Annotated in this window: 15 protein-coding genes, 1 tRNA gene and 1 pseudogene; 12 read left to right on the top strand and 5 right to left on the bottom strand. The window is 71.6% G+C overall.

Annotated features, from left to right (window positions below):
* Window positions 1–139 precede the first annotated feature (139 nt).
* The 3 genes from H343_RS0100320 (at window position 140) to H343_RS0100330 (ending at window position 4,016) form a co-directional block, all read left to right on the top strand.
* Entirely contained in the window at window positions 140–1,168 is a 1,029-nt protein-coding gene (locus H343_RS0100320; RefSeq protein ID WP_028429506.1) for an SGNH/GDSL hydrolase family protein, read from the top strand.
* A gap of 316 nt (window positions 1,169–1,484) precedes the next feature.
* The gene (locus H343_RS0100325; protein ID WP_028429507.1) at window positions 1,485–2,708 is read left to right on the top strand and encodes an acetyl-CoA C-acetyltransferase; all 1,224 of its coding nucleotides are present in this window, start codon (window positions 1,485–1,487) and stop codon (window positions 2,706–2,708) included.
* Between the two features lie 258 nt (window positions 2,709–2,966).
* Window positions 2,967–4,016, top strand: a complete 1,050-nt coding sequence (locus H343_RS0100330) for a hypothetical protein (RefSeq protein ID WP_028429508.1) — start codon at window positions 2,967–2,969, stop codon at window positions 4,014–4,016.
* 48 nt (window positions 4,017–4,064) lie between these two features.
* On the opposite strand, the gene H343_RS0100335 is transcribed toward H343_RS0100330, so the two are convergent.
* Window positions 4,065–4,406, bottom strand: a complete 342-nt coding sequence (locus H343_RS0100335) for a hypothetical protein (RefSeq protein WP_028429509.1) — start codon at window positions 4,404–4,406, stop codon at window positions 4,065–4,067.
* A gap of 98 nt (window positions 4,407–4,504) precedes the next feature.
* Between H343_RS0100335 and H343_RS0100340 the strand changes: the two genes are divergently transcribed.
* Window positions 4,505–4,732: a DUF4287 domain-containing protein gene (locus H343_RS0100340; RefSeq protein ID WP_028429510.1), complete on the top strand. Its 228-nt coding sequence runs from the start codon at window positions 4,505–4,507 to the stop codon at window positions 4,730–4,732.
* 144 nt (window positions 4,733–4,876) lie between these two features.
* On the opposite strand, the gene H343_RS0100345 is transcribed toward H343_RS0100340, so the two are convergent.
* The gene (locus H343_RS0100345; protein ID WP_028429511.1) at window positions 4,877–5,734 is read right to left on the bottom strand and encodes a Bax inhibitor-1/YccA family protein; all 858 of its coding nucleotides are present in this window, start codon (window positions 5,732–5,734) and stop codon (window positions 4,877–4,879) included.
* 296 nt (window positions 5,735–6,030) lie between these two features.
* On the opposite strand from H343_RS0100345, the gene H343_RS28065 reads away from it, so the two are divergent.
* On the top strand, window positions 6,031–6,495 hold the full coding sequence (locus tag H343_RS28065; RefSeq protein ID WP_037901765.1) for a DUF6153 family protein: 465 nt from the start codon (window positions 6,031–6,033) through the stop codon (window positions 6,493–6,495).
* Window positions 6,496–6,579: 84 nt separating this feature from the next.
* Window positions 6,580–7,209, top strand: a complete 630-nt coding sequence (locus H343_RS0100355; protein WP_028429512.1) for a DUF305 domain-containing protein — start codon at window positions 6,580–6,582, stop codon at window positions 7,207–7,209.
* Between the two features lie 80 nt (window positions 7,210–7,289).
* Here the strand turns inward: H343_RS0100355 and H343_RS0100360 are convergent, their stop codons facing one another.
* Entirely contained in the window at window positions 7,290–8,087 is a 798-nt protein-coding gene (locus H343_RS0100360; RefSeq protein WP_028429513.1) for an SAM-dependent methyltransferase, read from the bottom strand.
* A gap of 290 nt (window positions 8,088–8,377) precedes the next feature.
* Here H343_RS0100360 and H343_RS0100365 point away from each other — a divergent pair, with 290 nt between their 5' ends.
* Window positions 8,378–9,856: an MFS transporter gene (locus H343_RS0100365; RefSeq protein ID WP_486586728.1), complete on the top strand. Its 1,479-nt coding sequence runs from the start codon at window positions 8,378–8,380 to the stop codon at window positions 9,854–9,856.
* A 34-nt stretch (window positions 9,857–9,890) separates the two neighbouring features.
* Here H343_RS0100365 and H343_RS0100370 read toward each other — a convergent pair whose 3' ends face one another.
* The gene (locus tag H343_RS0100370) at window positions 9,891–10,805 is read right to left on the bottom strand and encodes a DMT family transporter (protein WP_037901770.1); all 915 of its coding nucleotides are present in this window, start codon (window positions 10,803–10,805) and stop codon (window positions 9,891–9,893) included.
* A gap of 374 nt (window positions 10,806–11,179) precedes the next feature.
* On the opposite strand from H343_RS0100370, the gene H343_RS0100375 reads away from it, so the two are divergent.
* The 4 genes and pseudogenes from H343_RS0100375 to H343_RS28070 form a co-directional block, all read left to right on the top strand.
* Window positions 11,180–12,070, top strand: coding sequence for an alpha-lytic protease prodomain-containing protein (locus tag H343_RS0100375; RefSeq protein ID WP_028429516.1), 891 nt, complete (start codon window positions 11,180–11,182; stop codon window positions 12,068–12,070).
* 227 nt (window positions 12,071–12,297) lie between these two features.
* A complete protein-coding gene (locus H343_RS0100380; RefSeq protein ID WP_028429517.1) occupies window positions 12,298–12,624 on the top strand; it encodes a hypothetical protein in 327 nt (108 codons plus the stop codon).
* 283 nt (window positions 12,625–12,907) lie between these two features.
* The gene (locus H343_RS0100385; RefSeq protein ID WP_028429518.1) at window positions 12,908–15,337 is read left to right on the top strand and encodes a SpoIIE family protein phosphatase; all 2,430 of its coding nucleotides are present in this window, start codon (window positions 12,908–12,910) and stop codon (window positions 15,335–15,337) included.
* Between the two features lie 1,092 nt (window positions 15,338–16,429).
* A pseudogene (locus H343_RS28070) lies at window positions 16,430–16,708 on the top strand (SDR family oxidoreductase); the annotation flags it as partial.
* A 362-nt stretch (window positions 16,709–17,070) separates the two neighbouring features.
* Here H343_RS28070 and H343_RS0100395 read toward each other — a convergent pair.
* A tRNA-Leu gene (locus tag H343_RS0100395) sits at window positions 17,071–17,156 on the bottom strand.
* 440 nt (window positions 17,157–17,596) lie between these two features.
* On the opposite strand from H343_RS0100395, the gene H343_RS0100400 reads away from it, so the two are divergent.
* Entirely contained in the window at window positions 17,597–18,385 is a 789-nt protein-coding gene (locus H343_RS0100400; protein WP_028429519.1) for an ABC transporter ATP-binding protein, read from the top strand.
* Window position 18,386 lies beyond the last annotated feature (1 nt).

The raw sequence follows: 18,386 nt of genomic DNA on the forward strand, positions 1-18,386 counted from the left end.
GACGCACGACGTATGCGCAGACATGGCGGATCGCCGAACACCGTTCACGCGCAACGGATCACGTACGACGCACGACGCACCACGGACCACGCACGACGCACCACTCACGGAACCACCAGCCGGGAGGCGGACGAGAAACATGCCGATGTCGAAGGCGGCGAGCGCAAGAGTGGCACGGCGGATCGCGACCGCGGCCGCGTACGGGGGCGGCGGACTGAGCCTGCTCGGCGGGGCGGCGGTCGGGCTGCTGTTCACCGAGGCACAACTCGCCAAACGCAGGATCGGTGGCTCGGACGACGAGCCACCGCCGGCCGACGGTCTCTACGGGGCAGCGTTCGCCGGACAGCATCACGGCCGTCCGGTGCGGCTCGGGTTCCTCGGGGACTCGACCGCCGCGGGCCAGGGCGTGCCGCTGCCGAGGCAGACCCCTGGCGCGCTGCTCGCCTCGGCGCTCGCCGCCGTCGCCGAACGCCCCGTGGAACTGCGCAACGTGGCGCTTCCGGGCGCACAGTCCGACGACCTGGAGCGTCAGGTCACGCTGCTGCTGAGCGAGCACGATCTCGACCTCGCCCCGGACGTCTGCGTCATCATGATCGGCGCGAACGACGTCACCCACCGGATGCCGCCCTCCCACGCCGTGCGGCTGCTCTCGGACGCGGTGGCGCGGCTGCGTACGGCCGGCTGCGAGGTGGTCGTCGGCACCTGCCCCGACCTCGGCTCGATCGAGCCCGTCGGCCAGCCGCTGCGCTGGGTCGCACGGCGGCTGAGCCGGCAGCTGGCCGCGGCGCAGACGATCGCGGTCGTCGAGGAGGGCGGCCGCACGGTCTCGCTGGGCGACCTGCTGGGCCCGGAGTTCGCGGCCAACCCCCGCGAACTCTTCGGGCCCGACAACTACCACCCCTCGGCCGAGGGTTACGCCACTGCCGCGATGGCGGTGCTGCCGACGCTGTGCGCCTCGCTGGGCCTGTGGCCCACGGAGGACGAGCGGCCCGACGCGGTCCGGCGCGAGAGCATCCTGCCGGTCGCCCGTGCCGCGGCCGAGGCCGTCACGGAGGGCGGCACCGAGGTGGCGGGCGTCCGCGGCCCGTGGGCGCTGCTCAAACACCGCCGCCGCCGTCGCCTCCCCCCTGCGGAGGACCTCTCCGCGCCGCACGAGGACGCGGTGTGACCTCCGGGCGGGGCGCTGGTACGCCGCTGAGCGGCTCCCGCGCAGGGCGCACCCGCACCCCGCCCGGCACGGTCCGCGCCGCGTCCTCGTGCGGCACCACGGCCCACGGCCCACGGCCCACGGCACCGGACGCGCCATACGCTGGAAGAGGGTCGCTGCCCCACCCACTCAGGGGCGGGATTCCGGGAAACAGTGGAAAGCAAGCGCTTAGAAAAGAGTCCCGCATCACACCCTGCGGCCCGTGACCCGGAGCTTACGGACAGGTAGCTTCCCGCTCACAGCCAACGTGCCGACGCAGACACCCTCTGGAGCCGTGATGCCCGAAGCAGTGATCGTCTCTGCCGCCCGCTCACCCATCGGACGCGCCTTCAAGGGGTCGCTCAAGGACGTACGCCCCGACGACCTGACCGCCCAGATCGTCAAGGCCGCTCTCGAGAAGGTCCCCGAGCTCGACCCGTCGCAGATCGACGACCTCATGCTGGGCTGCGGCCTGCCGGGCGGCGAACAGGGCCACAACCTCGGCCGCGTCGTCGCGGTGCAGCTGGGCATGGACCACCTGCCGGGCTGCACGGTCACCCGCTACTGCTCCTCCTCGCTGCAGACGACCCGGATGGCCATGCACGCCATCAAGGCGGGCGAGGGAGACGTGTTCGTCTCGGCGGGCGTCGAGGCGGTCTCCCGGTCCGTCAACGGCAGCTCCGACGGGATGCCCGGCACGCACAGCCCGCTCTTCGCCGACGCCGAGGCCCGTACTGCCGCCCGCGCCGAGAACGGGGGCGAGGGCTGGACGGACCCCCGCGAGACGGGCCAGGTGCCCGACGTCTACATGGCGATGGGCCAGACCGCCGAGAACCTGGCGCGGCTCAAGGGCGTCACCCGCCGGGACATGGACGAGTTCGGCGTGCGCTCCCAGAACCTCGCGGAGAAGGCCATCGCCGACGGATTCTGGGAGCGCGAGATCACCCCGGTGACCGTCCCCGGCGAGGACACCGTGGTCTCCAAGGACGACGGCCCCCGCGCGGGGGTGACACTCGAAGGCGTCGAGGGACTCAAGCCCGTCTTCCGTCCCGACGGCCTGGTCACCGCGGGAAACTGCTGCCCGCTCAACGACGGTGCCGCCGCCCTGGTGGTCATGTCCGACACCAAGGCACGCGAGCTCGGCCTGACCCCGCTCGCCCGCGTCGTGGCCACGGGCGTCTCCGGCCTCTCCCCGGAGATCATGGGGTACGGCCCCGTCGAAGCCAGCAAGCAGGCGCTGGCCCGCGCGGGCATGTCGGTCGGCGACATCGACCTGGTCGAGATCAACGAGGCGTTCGCCGCACAGGTCATCCCCTCGTACCGCGACCTGGGCATCGACCTGGACAAGCTCAACGTCAACGGCGGCGCCATCGCCGTGGGCCACCCCTTCGGCATGACGGGCGCCCGCATCACCACCACCCTGATCAACTCGCTGCAGTGGCACGACAAGCAGTTCGGCCTGGAGACGATGTGCGTCGGCGGCGGCCAGGGCATGGCCATGGTGCTCGAGCGCCTGAGCTGAGCGCACCACCGCCGGGGCGGACGGACGTACGCCCCGGCGCGGCGCCCTTCCCCTCCTCGTCACGGCCCATACGCCCCCGGGATGTGATTTATCCCCCGGGGGCGCTGCGTTTGTCCTGCTCACAACGGTCGGACCTGCCGTGGTGACAGTTCGCCACTGTCCTGTTCACGCCGTTTGGGTCTACGGTCGACACGCCTTCCCACTTCCGGGAAGCTGCACGGACATCTGGGGGAACGAACGAGACCGGGAGCCGAATCAGTGAGCGCCATACCTCTCCTCCTGCTCGCGACCGCGGTCACCGCCGCGGCCGCCGGAGGCGCCGCCCTGCTCGCGGCGCGCGGCCTGCGCCGCAGGCTGGACGGACTGGGCGCTCAGCTGGAGGCCGAGCGGACCGCACGGTCCCGGGACGCCGAGGGCGACTCCACCACCGTGCCGCGCGCACGTACCGCCGTCGCCGCCGAGGAGATCCGCGGGATCGTCGCCGAGGCGATCGCCGAGGAGCGCGAACGCGAACTCGCCGAGGCGCGCGCCTTCTGGGCCGCCCAGGAGCAGCGCGGGGACGCCACGGACGAGCGCACGATGCTCGCGGGCCACGGCACGGAGTACGAGATCGCTCCCGCCCCCGCGGGCATCGACGCGGCCCTCTTCGACGCCCTGCTCAAGGGCCGTGTCGATGACGACGTGCTGGAGTGCCTGCGCGAGCTGCGCGAGCGTGACGTGCCCGAGCCGGGAATCTTCGTACCCCGCCAGGCGGATCGCGACATCGAGCCGGCGCTGGACCTGTACGTCGAGCCCTCCCACGAGGACTCCGCGGCGGAGCACGCGGACGCTCCCGGCGCCGCCCCCGCGGCGACCGAGGAGCACGAGGAGCAGACGGAGGAGGGCGGCGCCGAGCCGCCCGGCGTGACCGCGGCCCGCCGCCGTCACCCCTCGCACCCCGACTACACGCTCAGCGGCGGGCCCGCCCCGCCCGGCCGCACTCCGCCGTCCCGTGCCCAGGCGGTCGCCGAGCACGAGCGGACCGTGGGGCGGCTGGCCGAGCTGGCGGACGCCCGTACTCCGCTGGCCGACGTACGGCAGGGTCCGCTGGGCACGCTGGACGTCTACCTCTTCGAGGACGGCACCACCGTGTGCCTCTCCCCCGGCCACCGGGAGACCGCCGGCGAACTGAGCGCCGCGCTGCGGGAGGGGGACGTGCCGGTGCTGATGGGCGGCTCCAGCGTCTCGGGCGCCTACGCCCTCACCTTCGCCTACGGGCAGGGACGAACCGTATATCTCCTGGCGGACCGCGTCATCGCCTCGCTCTGAGTGCTGTGGCCGGGACGGTTCACCGGCTCGCGGCAGACCTCCCGGACATCACCACTGCGGGGCGCCGGCGGCGGCAGCGATCCGGCAGGCGGCCTCTTCCACGAGTGCGACCGCCTCGGCCAGTTCGTCACGTGCGTCAACGTCCCGCACGATTTCCGCCAGATCGTGTGCGACCACCGCGAGCTGGTCCCCGACGGCGAAAACACCCGCGTCCGGCAGCTCCCGTGGCACCGCGCCCGGGAACTCCAGCACCTGCGCCCGGCGGGCCAACTCACAGGCCAGCGCGCGCCCTTCGGCTGCGGCTCCCCTGCGCAGGGCACTCTCGGGAAGCATCCGCAGCCGGTCGGCCGACCGGCGGGCCGCGATGGTCAGAGGGGCTGTGTCGAGCACGTCGCAAGCCTATGCGCCCGTGCCGGACTGTTGCCAACGCCCCCGCACTCAGGCACCTTGGCGGGAAGGACTCCAAAAGGCAGCATCCGGAGGCGCCGATGTCCCAGATCTTCTCCGAAGAGACCCATCGGAACATGCTCACCCGCATCCCTCAGTGCACCGGTCGTGAAGTGTCCGACTGGCTGCGCACCGTCGACGAAGGCCCCTCACTCTTCCGCTTCGAGGAGAAGGTGAGCTGGCTGCGCGGCGAGCACAATCTCGCCCATGGCCATGCCAAGGCCATCATCCACGAATACGATCTGCGGCGCGCCGCGCGCCACCGGTAGATCCCTGCCCTCCCTCCCCTCCCCACTGCTTCGCTCAAGGAACGCACGAAGGGCCCGTGAGGCGGTCGCCGCCCCACGGGCCCTTCGTCGCGCGAGTGCGCGGTCACGGGCTCACACGGTCCCGCGGGACCGTGCGGTCACCCGTCAGTCGCTCCCTTGCAGGATCGCGATCAGCCGCAGGAACTCCAGGTAGATCCACACCAGGGTGAGGGTCAGCCCGAAGGCGGCCAGCCAGGACTCCTCACGGGGCGCACCGTAGGAGATTCCGTCCTCGACCTGCTTGAAGTCGAGCGCCAGGAACATGGCACCGATCAGGATGCCGACGATCCCGAAGATGATGCCCATCGTGCCGCTGCGGAAGCCGAGACCGTCACCGCCGCCGATGACCGCGAACAGCAGGTTCACCATCATCAGCAGGACGAAGCCGACCGCGGCCGCCATCGCGAAGGCGTAGAAACGCCGGGTGACCCGGATGATCCGGGTCTTGTACATCACCAGCACCGCGGTGAAGACCGCCATCGTGCCGAGCACGGCCTGCATGGCCGCGCCCTCCGCGATTTCGCTGTCGACGAAGTTGCTGATCGCACCCAGGAAGAGGCCCTCCAGGGCGGCGTACGCCAGGATCAGCGCGGGCATCGCCTTCCGCTTGAAGGCCTGCACCAGCGCCAGCACCATCGCGACGAGGCCGGCGCCGATCGCGATCGGCAGGGCCAGGTCGGTGATCCAGGCCACAGCGGCCATGACGACGACGAGTCCGACCGTCATCCCGGTACGGGCGACGACATCGTCCATCGTCATCCGCCCGGCCCCGGGCGGAGCAGCGGGCGGCGCACCGAAGGGCTGCCCGGTGGTCTGCGTCTGCTGCTGGGCGTAGGGGTTGTTCACATCGGGGCTGTTCGCGTACGGGTTCCCGGCCTGCGGCTGCTGCCCGGCGTTGAAGCCGGCGTAGCCGTCCGAGCGACTGAACCCCCGACGCGAGAAGACCGGGTTGCTGCTCCTCATCTCACTCCTCCATGGCCGCACGGCACGACCTAGCCTTCAGAGTAATGCTTTAGCAAAACCAGCACGCTACTCCAGAGTCAAGAACGAAGGAAAGCAAGTCCTGGTTCCGTCTTGGTTCCGTTCTTGTACCGCCCCGGCCGGGGTCGTACACAACTCACCCCGGCGGACACCACCGTCCCGTCCGGCCACCGTAGCGGCCTCCCGCCCGGTGCGGGCCGGCGCCGGCCCGTACCCGGCCCGGTACCCCCGGCCGGGGAACTCTCCCCGCCGGCCGCACGCCACTTTAGGATGACGCTGTGATCAGCAGCCGGCCCGCGCACCGCCCCCTCCGGGGACGCACACGGCGACACCGCGCATGGGCGCCGGCCGCGCTGGTCACGGCCGTACTGGGCGGCCTGCTCGCCATGCACGGGCTCGGGCCCGCACCCCCGCCCCTTCCCGAGGCCCGTCACGCGAGCTCCGGCGCACACGCTGCCGGGCACGGGGCGAGCACGTACGCGAGCGCGCCCGGCGCCTCCGTCCCGGCACACCACGGCGGGGAGTGCGGCGGCGAGGCGGAGGACGGTTCGGGCGGCGGCGCCGTGCACGCCGACGCCACCTGCGCGGCAGGCGGAATCAGCGGCGCCCCCGCCATGGCAGAACCCTCCACGAGCACCCCGGCACCCGCACCGCCCCCGTCCCCGCACGCCGGGGGCACGTCCACAACAAGCGAGGACAGGGCCCCTCCCTCACTGCACCAGCTCCAACTCCTGCGCATATAGGGGCGCCCCACGGCGTGGGACACCGCACTCACGCCGTGTCCGGCAAATCCGAGATCCCCTGCCGAGCACAGGAGTCACACAACCATGACCACATACCCCTCCCCGCGCCGCGCCGTCTTCGCCGTCGTGTCCGTCCTCACCGCTGCCGCGCTCGTCACGGCCTGCGGTGGCGGCGGCCACGGAGAGGGCGAAGGGGACGACCACGGCGGCGGGAAGAGCGCGGACCGGAGCAAGGGCGGCAACTCCGCCGACGTCTCCTTCGCGCAGGGCATGATCCCGCATCACCGCCAGGCCCTCGAGATGGCCCGGCTCGCCCCGTCCCGCGCTTCCTCCGCCCGGGTGAAGTCGCTCGCCGAGGACGTCCGCGAGGCGCAGCAGCCGGAGATCACCGCGATGTCCGGATGGCTGAAGTCCTGGGGCGAGAAGGTTCCTCCGGGGTCCGGCGACGGCGGCTCGGGCCACAACGGGCACGCCGGCCACGGCATGCCCGGGATGATGGCGCCCGAGGACATGGCGCGGCTGAAGGATGCCTCCGGCGAGGAGTTCGACGAAGTGTTCCTGAAGATGATGATCGGTCATCACGAGGGTGCCGTGGAGATGGCCCGCACGGAGAAGTCCAAGGGCTCCTACAGGGCCGCCAAGGACATGGCCCGCGACATCGAGCGGTCGCAGACCGATGAGATCGAGCAGATGCGTGGCCTGCTGAAGGAGTGACGGGCGGTACGGCGGGACGGGCGCGGCCCGTCCCGCCGTACATCCGCACCCCGCGCCGGGAGGACCGCCGCGCTCCGGGGTCAGGGCTTGCGCGCCACGCCCACGAGGATCAGCGCCTTCTCGTCCGGGATCTCGGGGCCGTTGCCGTCGGGACGCCAGCGGGGCGCGGGCACCAGGCCGGGGTCGACGAGTTCGAGCCCGTCGAAGAACGCGAGGACACCGGCCCGTGAACGGGCCTGCCCGTCGGTGACGTTGGAGCGGTAGTAGTCCGCCGCCCGGTCGGCCGCCTCCTGTTCGGCCGTGTCCGGCGTGCCGTGGGAGAGCACGAGGTAACTGCCGGACGCCAGCGGTTCCATCAGCTGCCGCACGATGTCCAGTGCCGTCTCGTCGTCCCGGACGAAGTGCAGCAGCGCGACGAGCGAGAGCGCCACCGGCCGGTCCAGGTCGAGGGTGTCGCGCACCTCGGGGGAGGCGAGGATCGCGCCGGGGTCGGTGGCGTCGGCGTGCAGATAGGCGGTACGGCCCTCGGGCTCCGAGCGCAGCAGGGCCTGGGCGTACTGCAGCACGATGGGGTCGTTGTCGGCGTAGACGACCCGGGACTGCGGTGCGACGGACTGCGCGACCTGGTGCAGGTTGGGCTCGGTGGGGATGCCGGTGCCGATGTCGAGGAACTGCCGTACGCCCGCCTCCCCGGCGAGGTGACGGGTCGCCCGGTGCATGAAAGCCCGGTTTGCCGCGATGAGTTGCCGCACTCCCGGCCACATCTTCTCGAAACGCTCCGCGGCTTCGGCGTCCGCCTCGTAGTTGTTCTTGCCGCCGAGCCAGTAGTCGTAGACGCGCGCGGAGTGCGGTCTGCCGGTGTCGATCTCGGGATTCACGTCGGTCTCCTCGTGGCCCGCCCCGTCCTCGTACCGCGGAGTCTTCGCTCCGCGGCGGGGGCTTGGCCAGAGTTTATGCGGCCGGGAACCGTGATTGTCCGGCAATCGCCCCTGCCCGGCGGACCGGCAGGCACACAACCCGGTCTCGCGGGTACCCGTGCCGGCGATCCTGCGCGGGGTCCTGCGTACGCCCGTGCGCCCGGTACGCCCGTACGCAGGACCCCGCGCACGCAAGCGAGGCGTCTCCACGGGAGAGCGAGGACCGTCAGTGGCTGGAGCGAGGCCCCTTCGTGGCTGAGGAAGCGGACCCCCGTACCCGCTGGAAGGCGCTCGCCGTCTGTCTGGTGGCGGGTTTCATGGCGCTGCTGGACGTGTCCATCGTCAATGTGGCCCTGCCGTCCATCCGCGAGGGTCTCGGCACCACCGAGTCCGAGCTGCAGTGGGTGATCTCCGGCTACGCTCTCGCGTTCGGCCTCTTCCTGGTGCCGTCCGGCCGGCTGGGCGACGCGCGGGGCCGCCGCAGGTGCTTCATGGCCGGGCTGGCGCTGTTCACGGTCGCCTCCGCGGCGTGCGGGGCCGCGCAGACGAGTGCGTGGCTGGTGGCGGCCCGGCTGGTGCAGGGGCTGGGCGGCGGCCTGATCTCACCGCAGATCTCCGCGCTGATCCAGCAGATGTTCTCCGGACAGGAGCGCGGGCGGGCCTTCGGCATGTTCGGCACGGTCGTCGGCGTCTCCACGGCCGTCGGGCCGCTGCTGGGCGGGCTGCTGATCCAGGCGGCGGGTGCGGCGGAGGGCTGGCGGTGGGTCTTCTACGTCAACCTCCCGCTGGGCGGCGTCTGCCTCTTCCTCGCCGCACGGCTGCTGCCCGACACACCCTCCGCCCGTACGCGGCACAGGCAGAACCTCGATCCGGCCGGTGTCCTGCTGCTGGGCGCGGGGGTGGTGGCGGTGCTGCTGCCGTTCGTGCAGTCCCAGCAGTGGCGCGGCAGCGGCAAGTGGCTGCTGCTGATCGCCGCGGCGGTGCTGCTGGCGGCGTTCACCGCCTGGGAGGCGCGCTGCACCCGCCGGGGTACGGAGCCGCTGGTGGCGCTGTCACTGTTCCGTGTGCGCTCGTACTGGCTGGGCTGCCTGCTGATCCTCTTCCACTTCGCGGGCTTCACCTCGATCTTCTTCGTCACCACGCTCTATCTGCAGAGCGGGCTGGGCTACAGCGCGCTGCAGGCGGGGCTGACCATGACGCCGTTCGCGCTGGGCTCGGGGGTCACCGCGGGGCTGGGCGGGCGTCATGTGCACCGGTTCGGACGGTCGCTGGTGGCCTGGGGGCTGACGCTCACGGCCGTGGGGCTGGCGGGCACGGTCATCACGGCACACGAGGTGCCCGGCCGGCAGACGGGCTGGTTCCTGATGGCGCCGCTGCTGCTGGCCGGGCTGGGCAGTGGACTGGTCATCTCACCGAACCAGACGCTGACCCTCTCGCAGGTGCCGGTGGCACGCGGCGGGAGCGCCGGCGGTGTGCTGCAGACCGGGCAGCGCATCGGCGCCGCCGTCGGCATCGCGGGGGTGGGGGCGTTGTTCTTCACCCGGCTCAACTCGGGCGACGGCAGCCCCCGCGCCTGGTCCGAGGCGTATCAGCACGGCCTGGTCCTGTCGGTCGTCTTCGTGCTCGTCGCGCTCGCCGCCGCGGTGGCGGACGTGTGGACGACGCGCCGGAGGGCCGGTCGCAGTGAGGCGGAGGGGCACCTCGCCGTCTCCCCGCGCCGCCTGCCGTGAGGGCGTGTCCGGCACGTCGCCGGCGCTTCGCACGTCAGCGGGACTGCCGCCGGCCGCTTCCGTCCGCGGTCTCCGCTGCGGGGGAGGCTTCGGGGACGCCCGAGGGCATCGCCGGGTGCCGTCCGAGCAGGAACACGCCGCTGACGGCCGCGCAGAGCCCGATGACCTCCCCCGCCAGAGCCATCGGCGTCACCCGAACGGTGTCGCCGAGGAAGCCGATGCCGCACGCGATGCCGGACAGCGGCTCCGCCGCGGTCAGCGACGGCAGCGACTGCCGCAGCGGCCCGGCCTCGAAGGCGCTCTGCACGAGCACGAGCCCGACGACGGCCGCGCCGATGAGCACGTAGGGCTGCCAGGTCGTGACCAGGCCGAGCAGACCGGAGTCCTCCAGGACCTGGCTGGAGTCCCGGGTGAGGGCGTCCTGGATCCCGTAGAGGACGCCGGCCGCCCCGGCCAGCAGCGGCGGCTCCTCCGCGAGCCGCAGGTGCCGGGCGATCATCACCATGACCCCGGCCACCACGACCAGCGACCCCAGTACGAGCCCGCGCCTGAGCGCCCCGATCTGGGCGTCGGTGCCCTGGGGGGAACCCGCCGCCACGAACGCGGCCACACCGCCGCTGAGCAGCAGCACCCCGGCCCAGCCGGAGCGTCCCAGCCGCTGCCCGCTGATACGCCGGGCGAGCGCCATCGCGAACAGCAGATTGGTGGCCAGCAGCGGCGCGACCCGTGAGACGTCCCCCTGGGCGAGCGCGAGCGCGCTGAGGATCTGGCCGAGCACCATGAAGCCGATTCCGCACAGCCATCGCGGCACCTTCATCAGGTCCAGCAGCAGCCGGAACGAGAGGATGTCGGCGAGCGGGGCCCGCGCGGCGGCGTCCTGCTGGAGCACGAAACCGAGGCCGAGGAAGCATGCCCCGACCAGGCCGTACACATAGACCAGGATCGGCATGCCACTCCACGGCGCTCGGCCGGGCTCCGCCGGGAAGCCTCGGGAATTCTTCCGGTTTGCCCCAGCATCTCCCACCCGCGGCGCTCTCGCGGCCCCACCGGGCCGGGACACAGGTGATTGTCATACGTCCTACTTCGTCAGCTCATCAGGCAGTAGAGACTCCTTGTCGCAGAACTGCACTACAGATGCCGCGTGGACTGCCATAGGACGAATTCACCCCGACCGCACCCTTGCGGTTCCGGGCGAACGCACCGAATACTCCCTCTCAGCGCTTGTCAGGGGCACGACGGATTTTGGTTCCGCCGTGCCCTTCGGCTGCGCCTCACGGGCCCGCCGCGCAGGCGGACCCCCGATTCCCCTTATGGAGGAAGAACGTGAGGATCAGGCGCACCACCCCCACGCACGGCGCCCACAGACGCACACGGCTGATCGCCGTGGCATCCGGCCTCGTGGCCGCCGCGGCACTGACCACACCCGCAGTCGCCGCCGAACCCCCCACCGACACGTCCAGCGCCTCCCAGCTCGCCGCCGCCGGCGACGCCGTACTGCGTGCCGACGTCCCCGGCACCGCCTGGCACGCCGACACCGAGAGAGGCGAACTCGTCGTCACCGTGGACAGCACGGTCTCCGGCGCCGAGGTCGCGAAGATCAAGAAATCGGCGGGCACCGCCGTCGACATCCGGCGCACGCCGGGCAGGATCACCAAACTCGTCCAGGGCGGCGACGCGATCTACGCCAGCAGCTGGCGCTGCTCCGCCGGCTTCAACGTCCGCAGCGGCAGCACGTACTACCTCGTGACGGCCGGTCACTGCACCGACGGCGCGGGCACCTGGTACTCCAACTCAGGGCGCACCTCCGTGATCGGCCCGACCGTCGGCTCCAGCTTCCCCGTCAACGACTACGGACTCGTGCGCTACAGCTCCTCCGCCAGCCACCCCGGCACGGCGGGCGGTGCGGACATCACCAGTGCCGCCAACGCGACCCTCGGCATGTCCGTCACCCGGCACGGCAGCACCACGGGGACGCACAGCGGCTCCGTCACCGGCCTCAACGCCACCGTGAACTACGGCGGCGGTGACGTCGTCTACGGCATGATCCAGACGAACGTGTGCGCCGAGCCGGGCGACAGCGGAGGCTCCCTGCGCTCCGGCAGCCGGGCGATCGGCCTCACCTCCGGGGGCAGCGGCAACTGCACCACCGGTGGCACGACCTTCTTCCAGCCGGTCGTGGAGGCCCTGAACGCGTACGGCGTCAGCGTGTACTGACCCGAACGTGTACTGACCCGCCGGCCCGCCACGGCCGGCCCGTACGCTCCGTCTGCACCGTCCGTACCGTCCGCAGCAGCGGTCCCCGCCCGAGTCGACCGGGCGGGGGCCGCTGCTGCGCCGCCGGATCGGCGCCCCTGGCCGGAAAGGCATTCGTCCCGGCCCCTCCCCCGTGCCGCTTCTCCGAGCGGCACACCCCGGCGAACCGGGGTGCCTAGCGTGGGGACATGAGTCTGATGACCGAGGGGGAGGCACCGGGGCCCGTACGGCTCCATCTGGCCTGCGACGAGACGGGCTGCCCCGCACGCGCCGTGTTCGACCTCGTGATCGACGAGCCGCCCCCGCCGATCGAGGAGGACCTCTTCGGGCACATCCTGCACAGCGGCTCCCGCGCCGCCCCCTACCTGGAGGAACAGGGCTGGACCTTCACACAGGGGATCGGCTACTGGTGCCCGGGCTGCTCCGCACCCCGTTCGCAGCGGCCCTCTCCCGCCAGACCCGCCCGCCGGCCACAGTCGAGGAGACAGCGGCGGGACACCAGAGGGCCGCAGTAGCCCCGGCGGTCCCTGCGGACGGCGGCCCAGGGGCACCTGCTCTTGCGGGCACCCTCGCCGCCTCGCTCTCCGGAGCGCGGGGAGGTGCGCGTACACATCCGAACGCGCCCCGTGATTTCCGGCCCCGTTTCCGGCGGGCCCCCGCAGCCTCCTTCGCGCTCCTTCGCGCCCGAGCACACGGCTCCCGCCGCGCCGCCAACCCACCCGCCCGCGCCTGCTGCGGTTGTGTCCGCTCCCGTCCGGATCGACCCTGTAGGAAACGTATGCGGGCTGGATTGGTGCCATGAATGCGTGGAGCGAGGCCGAGACCGCCGACTTCCGTGGACCACTCGACGTCACGAGTGCCGCCACGGTGCTGCTCGACAGCGGGAACCTGGTCATCGGATGGAGCGAAGCAGCCGAGGAGCTCTTCGGCTACACACCGCGCGAAATCCTGGGACGGCCGCTCGAAACGCTGATGGTGGGCCGTTCGACCAGGGAGCACGCGCTGATCGAGCTGCTCGACCGGTCCGTCGGCCCGAGCTGCCGCAACGAGGCGAGCATCGCCCGCCACCGTGACGGCCACCCGCTGGAGGTGGCGACGACCATCTGCTCGCTGGTCGGCGACGACGGCGCCCCGCAGATCATGGTCGCGGCGGGCCTGGAACCGCTGCGCTCGTGGGAGGCGCACCAGGCCATGCTCCGCGGGCTTGCCACACAGTCCCCGATCGGCCTGGGGATCTACGACACCGAACTGCGCCTGACGTGGGCCAACGCCAAGTACCGCAGCGAGATCGACCGGAAGTTCAGCGAGTACGCCGGAAAGCAGGTCAACGAGCTCTACGAAGGGGGCGAGGTGCTCTCCGAGGGCTATCCCCGCGCCCTCGAGGACGTCATGCGCGGCGTGATCGACTCGGGAAGGCCGGTCTTCGGCCTGCTCTACCAGGCCCGGCCGCCCGTGGACCCCGAGCACGACCACGTCTGGTCCTGTGCGTACTACCAGCTCAAGGACGCCGACGGGCACGTGCTCGGCGTGTGCGAGGACGCCCTCGACATCACCGAGCGCTACCGCGCCCAGCAACGGCTCGCGCTGACCGTACGGGCGGGAGTGCGCATCGGCACGACGCTCGACATGGTCACCACGGCCAGGGAGATCGCGGAGGTCGTCATCCCCGCGTTCGCCGACGGCGTCACGGTGGACCTCGTCGAGGGCGTGCTGGAGGGCGAGGAACCGCGACCGCAGGGGGAGACGCCGTCCCTCGTACGGGTGGTGGAGCGCGTCGGCACGCCCTACGCGGGGGGTGCCGAGAGCGAGGACGCGCCCTCCCCGGGGCCGTTCCTCGTCGAGTACGAGCCCAGCTCTCCGCAGCTGGCCTCACTCGCCTCCCGCAAGGCGGTCATCGTCGACCGGCACGGGGAGGGCGGCCCCGCCGACGAGGAGGGAATCCACTCCACCCTGGCCGTCCCCCTCCGTGCGAGGGGCACGACCATGGGGCTGGTGACGTTCGTCCGCAGGGGCAGCTCGGCCCCCTTCGACCACGAGGAGCTGTCCCTGGCCAACGAACTGGCGACCCGCACCGCCCTGTCGATCGACAACGCCCGCCGCTACACACGCGAGCGGGCGTCCGCGCTCACACTGCAGCGAAACCTGCTGCCGCGCCGGCTGCCCGAGCAGTCCGCCGTCGAGGTGGCACACCGCTATCTGCCCGCCGACATCGGGCTGGGCGTGGGCGGCGACTGGTTCGACGTGATCGCCCTGTCCGGCACACGTGTGGGGCTGGTCGTGGGCGACGTGGTCGGTCACGGCGTGAACGCCGCCGCCACGATGGGGCGCCTGCGCACCACCGTCAGGGCCCTGGCCCGGCTGGACCTCTCACCCGACGAGCTGCTCTCACGTCTGGACGACCTCGTCCTCCAGGGCGCCGAGGAGCAGGAGTCCGGTGCCGGCCCGGGCGCCGACGAAGGACTCGGCGTCGCCTGCCTCTACGCCGTCTACGACCCGGTCTCGCGCATGTGCACCGCGGCAAGGGCGGGCCATCCCCCGGCTGCGGCCGTCGGCCCGGACGGCCGCTTCACGCTTCTCGACATCCCTCCGGGTCCGCCTCTGGGCGTGGGCGGACTGCCGTTCGAGTCGATGGAGATCTCCCTCGACGAAGGCAGTCTTCTCGCACTCTTCACGGGAGGGCTTGTCCAGGACCGCGACCGCGACATCGACACCGGTATGGCGAAGCTGAGCGGCGTACTGACCGACCCGGAAGGCTCCCTGGAGGAGCTGTGCGACCGGGCGCTCAGTGAACTGCAGCCCGACGGGCCCGCGACCGACGACGCGGCGCTGCTGCTGGTGCGTACCCACGAACTCGGGGCGGACCAGGTCACCGGCTGGGAGCTGGCCGCCGAACCCAGCGCGGTCTCCCGCGCACGCAACCTGGCCATGGACCAGCTCGCCGAATGGGGTCTGGACGAGATGGCGTTCACCACCGAGCTGGTCGTCAGCGAGCTGGTCACCAACGCCATCCGGCACGCGTCGGGTCCGGTGTACCTGCGGCTCATCCGGGACCGCAGCCTGCACTGCGAGGTCTCCGACATGGGGCACACCTCGCCCAACCTCCGGCACAGCGCCACCGACGACGAGGGCGGGCGCGGCCTGTTCATCGTCGCCCAGATGGTGCAGCGCTGGGGCACGCGCTACACGGCCTCGGGCAAGACGATCTGGACGGAACAGGCGCTGCCCTGAGCCGGTGACGTACCCGGGCCCCTGGTGCGCTGCCGGTCCCCGTGCCGAGGTCCGCTCTCTGCTGAGGGGACCGACGCCCGCGGCGTGCTGCCCCGTCCCGCACCGCACCGTCCCGTAGGGGACGGCGGACGCCCCTGATACCGGACGGGGAAAAACCGGCCGGCCGGAACTCTGAAGAATCCCCAACAGCCTTTTGCTGCGGCATCATTGGTCCGACCCCTGGAGAAGGGAATGGGCGCGGACAGAACATCCGCATTCCCTTGAGTGCCCTGCCGCAAAAGCGAGTTCGCATTGCCACGGTCCCCGGTACGTCACGGGGGCGTTGTGCACTCCTGCATCTGCCGGTCGAAGAATCCCGCCACCGACTTGCCCGGCTTCACCAACGGCGTGGCGGGCGACTTCACCGGCGGGACCTGCCGGAAGCTCGCCGCACCGGCGCGGCGTTCCGCGAGGGGCTATCGCAGAAGGCGCCTCCCGGACTCCGCGACTGCTTGCGCGAGTTCCCCCGGCCGTCGGCACCCGAAGGCACATGAGGGGCTTCAGCCGCTCCGCGAGGGCGCGTCCGCCAACGGGACCGTCGCCCCTGCGACAGGCGGGCCAGTGGGCGCTCGTGGCCGTTGAGCGCGCCCCCGTGCCGTGTCGCTGCCGCACGGTCGGGGAATCCCCCGCTCCCGCGCGCTTCCACGGCCACGCCCGTACGTCCGCATGCCGTGACGCTCGCACCGTGACCGCTCGCACCGTGACCGCACCGCCGCGGGCACCGGCAGCCTCCCGGCAGCGGGCGCCCGCCCCTCCTCGCCCGGTGCCGCCCCGGGCGCTGCGCTCACCCCCGGGGCGGTTCTCGGGCGCCGCGAGGTAGCGGGAGCGCATGGCGTCGCTCGCGGCAGGACCCGCGGTGAAGACACAGGCGCTGCTGTCGTCGAGGCGTTGACCGGACTCTGCGGCGACGACGACGGGTTCGACCTCGTCACCCGTCTTCGCGTCGACCAGGATCATGCTGCGCTCCTCGGGGGCGAGGCGCGAGTTGCCCCATGCCGCCAGGGCGAGGATGACCGCTTGGTCGGCGTCGTCATCCTCGTCAACACCCTCGGCGAGGTCGCTCCGTACGGGGTGCGCGTCAACACCGTCTCACCGGGCTTCGTACGGACCAGCGCCGCCGACGCCCTCGTCGACCGGATCGCACAGGGCGAGGGCATCACGAACGAAGCGGCACTCCAGAAGCTGATGGACTCCCTCGGCGGAATCCCGCTCGGCCGCCCCGGCGAACCGCGGGAAGTGGCCGAACTCGTCGCCTTCCTTGTCCCCGACCGCGCCTCGGCCGTCGTCGGCGCCGAGCACGTCATCGACGGCGGCACCATCCCCACCGTCTGAATCCGCACCGCCGGAAGAAGGAACACCGAAATGAGCGAGAACGACTCCCGCGCCCCCGGCCACGGCGGGGCACCGGCCGATGCACCGGTCCGATGCGCCGTCCGCACGGCAGCCGGACGGCAGCCGGACGTCCGCGTTCGCCGAAGTGCTCCGGTGTGGGGATGTCGCGGGTCGCCGGCGGGGGAAAGGCACACGGTTCCGGCTCGCTCGTGGACGGGCCGGGCCACCGCCGCTCGCGGCAGTACACCGATTTCCGCGGGTAGCCGGGTCATTCCCGCAACGAGAGCCTCGTGTGCCCGCCGTCCGACCGCGGTGCTTCGCAGAGCGCGGCCTTCCGCTGTTTCCCTTTTCTGCACCGCGGATGGTGCCCGGAGCCGGACTTGAACCGGCACGGCCCTCAGGGCCAACGAGGTTTAAGCTCGTCGTGTCTACATTCCACCATCCGGGCACCGGCTCCAAGCCCCAGCAGTTCGCTACTGAGCGCGCTGCGGCCCTACCCCAGGGTGCAGGCAGAGCCTATCCAGCGTCACGCCCCCAACTTCGGGGCGTGACACCGATGTTGTCTTATTTTATGGGCAACTGACGAGCCGTCAGTACCGCGTCCCCCACTTCGGAGGCCCACCCTGATGGCCTCTCCAGGCACGGGAAATGACGGAAAGTCGCCGTCCGGACACTGGAATTCCCCTTCCGGCACAGGGGGTACGCACCAAGCCCATCCACCCCCGGTCTCAGGGAAACCGTCATACCCAAGGAGGACGGCGAACAGCGCCACTACCTCGCAGGGCGGGCCCGGAAACGGGCACGGGGACTGATCCGGGGAGCCGCGAGGGACGGAAGGATGGTGCACGTCCCGATGTTGCGTACACCGTCCGACAGGAGCACCACCCCGTGACCACCACCTACACCAGCGCACAGGAAGCCGCACCTGCGCCCGCAGGCGTCGCCGCAGCACGCGCCACGGATCTCTCCAAGGTCTACGGCCAGGGCGAGACGAAGGTGGTCGCCCTGGACCAGGTCTCGGTCGAGTTCCGGCGGGCCGAATACACCGCCATCATGGGGCCGTCCGGCTCCGGCAAGTCCACGCTCATGCACTGCATGGCGGGACTGGACTCCGTCAGCGGGGGCAGCGCCCGGATCGGTGACACCGAACTGACGACGCTGAAGGACAAGAAGCTGACGCAGTTGCGCCGCGACCGGATCGGCTTCATCTTCCAGGCGTACAACCTGCTGCCCACGCTCAACGGCTTGGAGAACATCACTCTTCCGTTGGACATCGCGGGCCGTAAGCCCGACCAGGGCTGGCTCGACCGCGTCATCGAGACCGTCGGACTCTCGGGACGGCTCAAGCACCGCCCCAGCGAACTCTCCGGCGGTCAGCAGCAGCGCGTCGCCGTCGCCCGCGCCCTCGCCAGCAAGCCCGAGATCATCTTCGGTGACGAGCCGACAGGGAACCTCGACTCGCGCGCCGGCGCGGAGGTGCTGGGCTTCCTGCGCAACTCCGTACGGGAGTTGGGCCAGACCATCGTCATGGTCACCCACGACCCGGTGGCCGCCTCCTACGCGGACCGGGTCATCTTCCTCGCCGACGGCCGGATCGTCGACGACATGTTCGGGCCGACGGCCGAGAAGGTGCTCGAGCAGATGAAGAACCTCGACGCCCGGGTCCGTACGAGCTGAG

This window comes from Streptomyces sp. TAA204 (genome assembly GCF_000424965.1).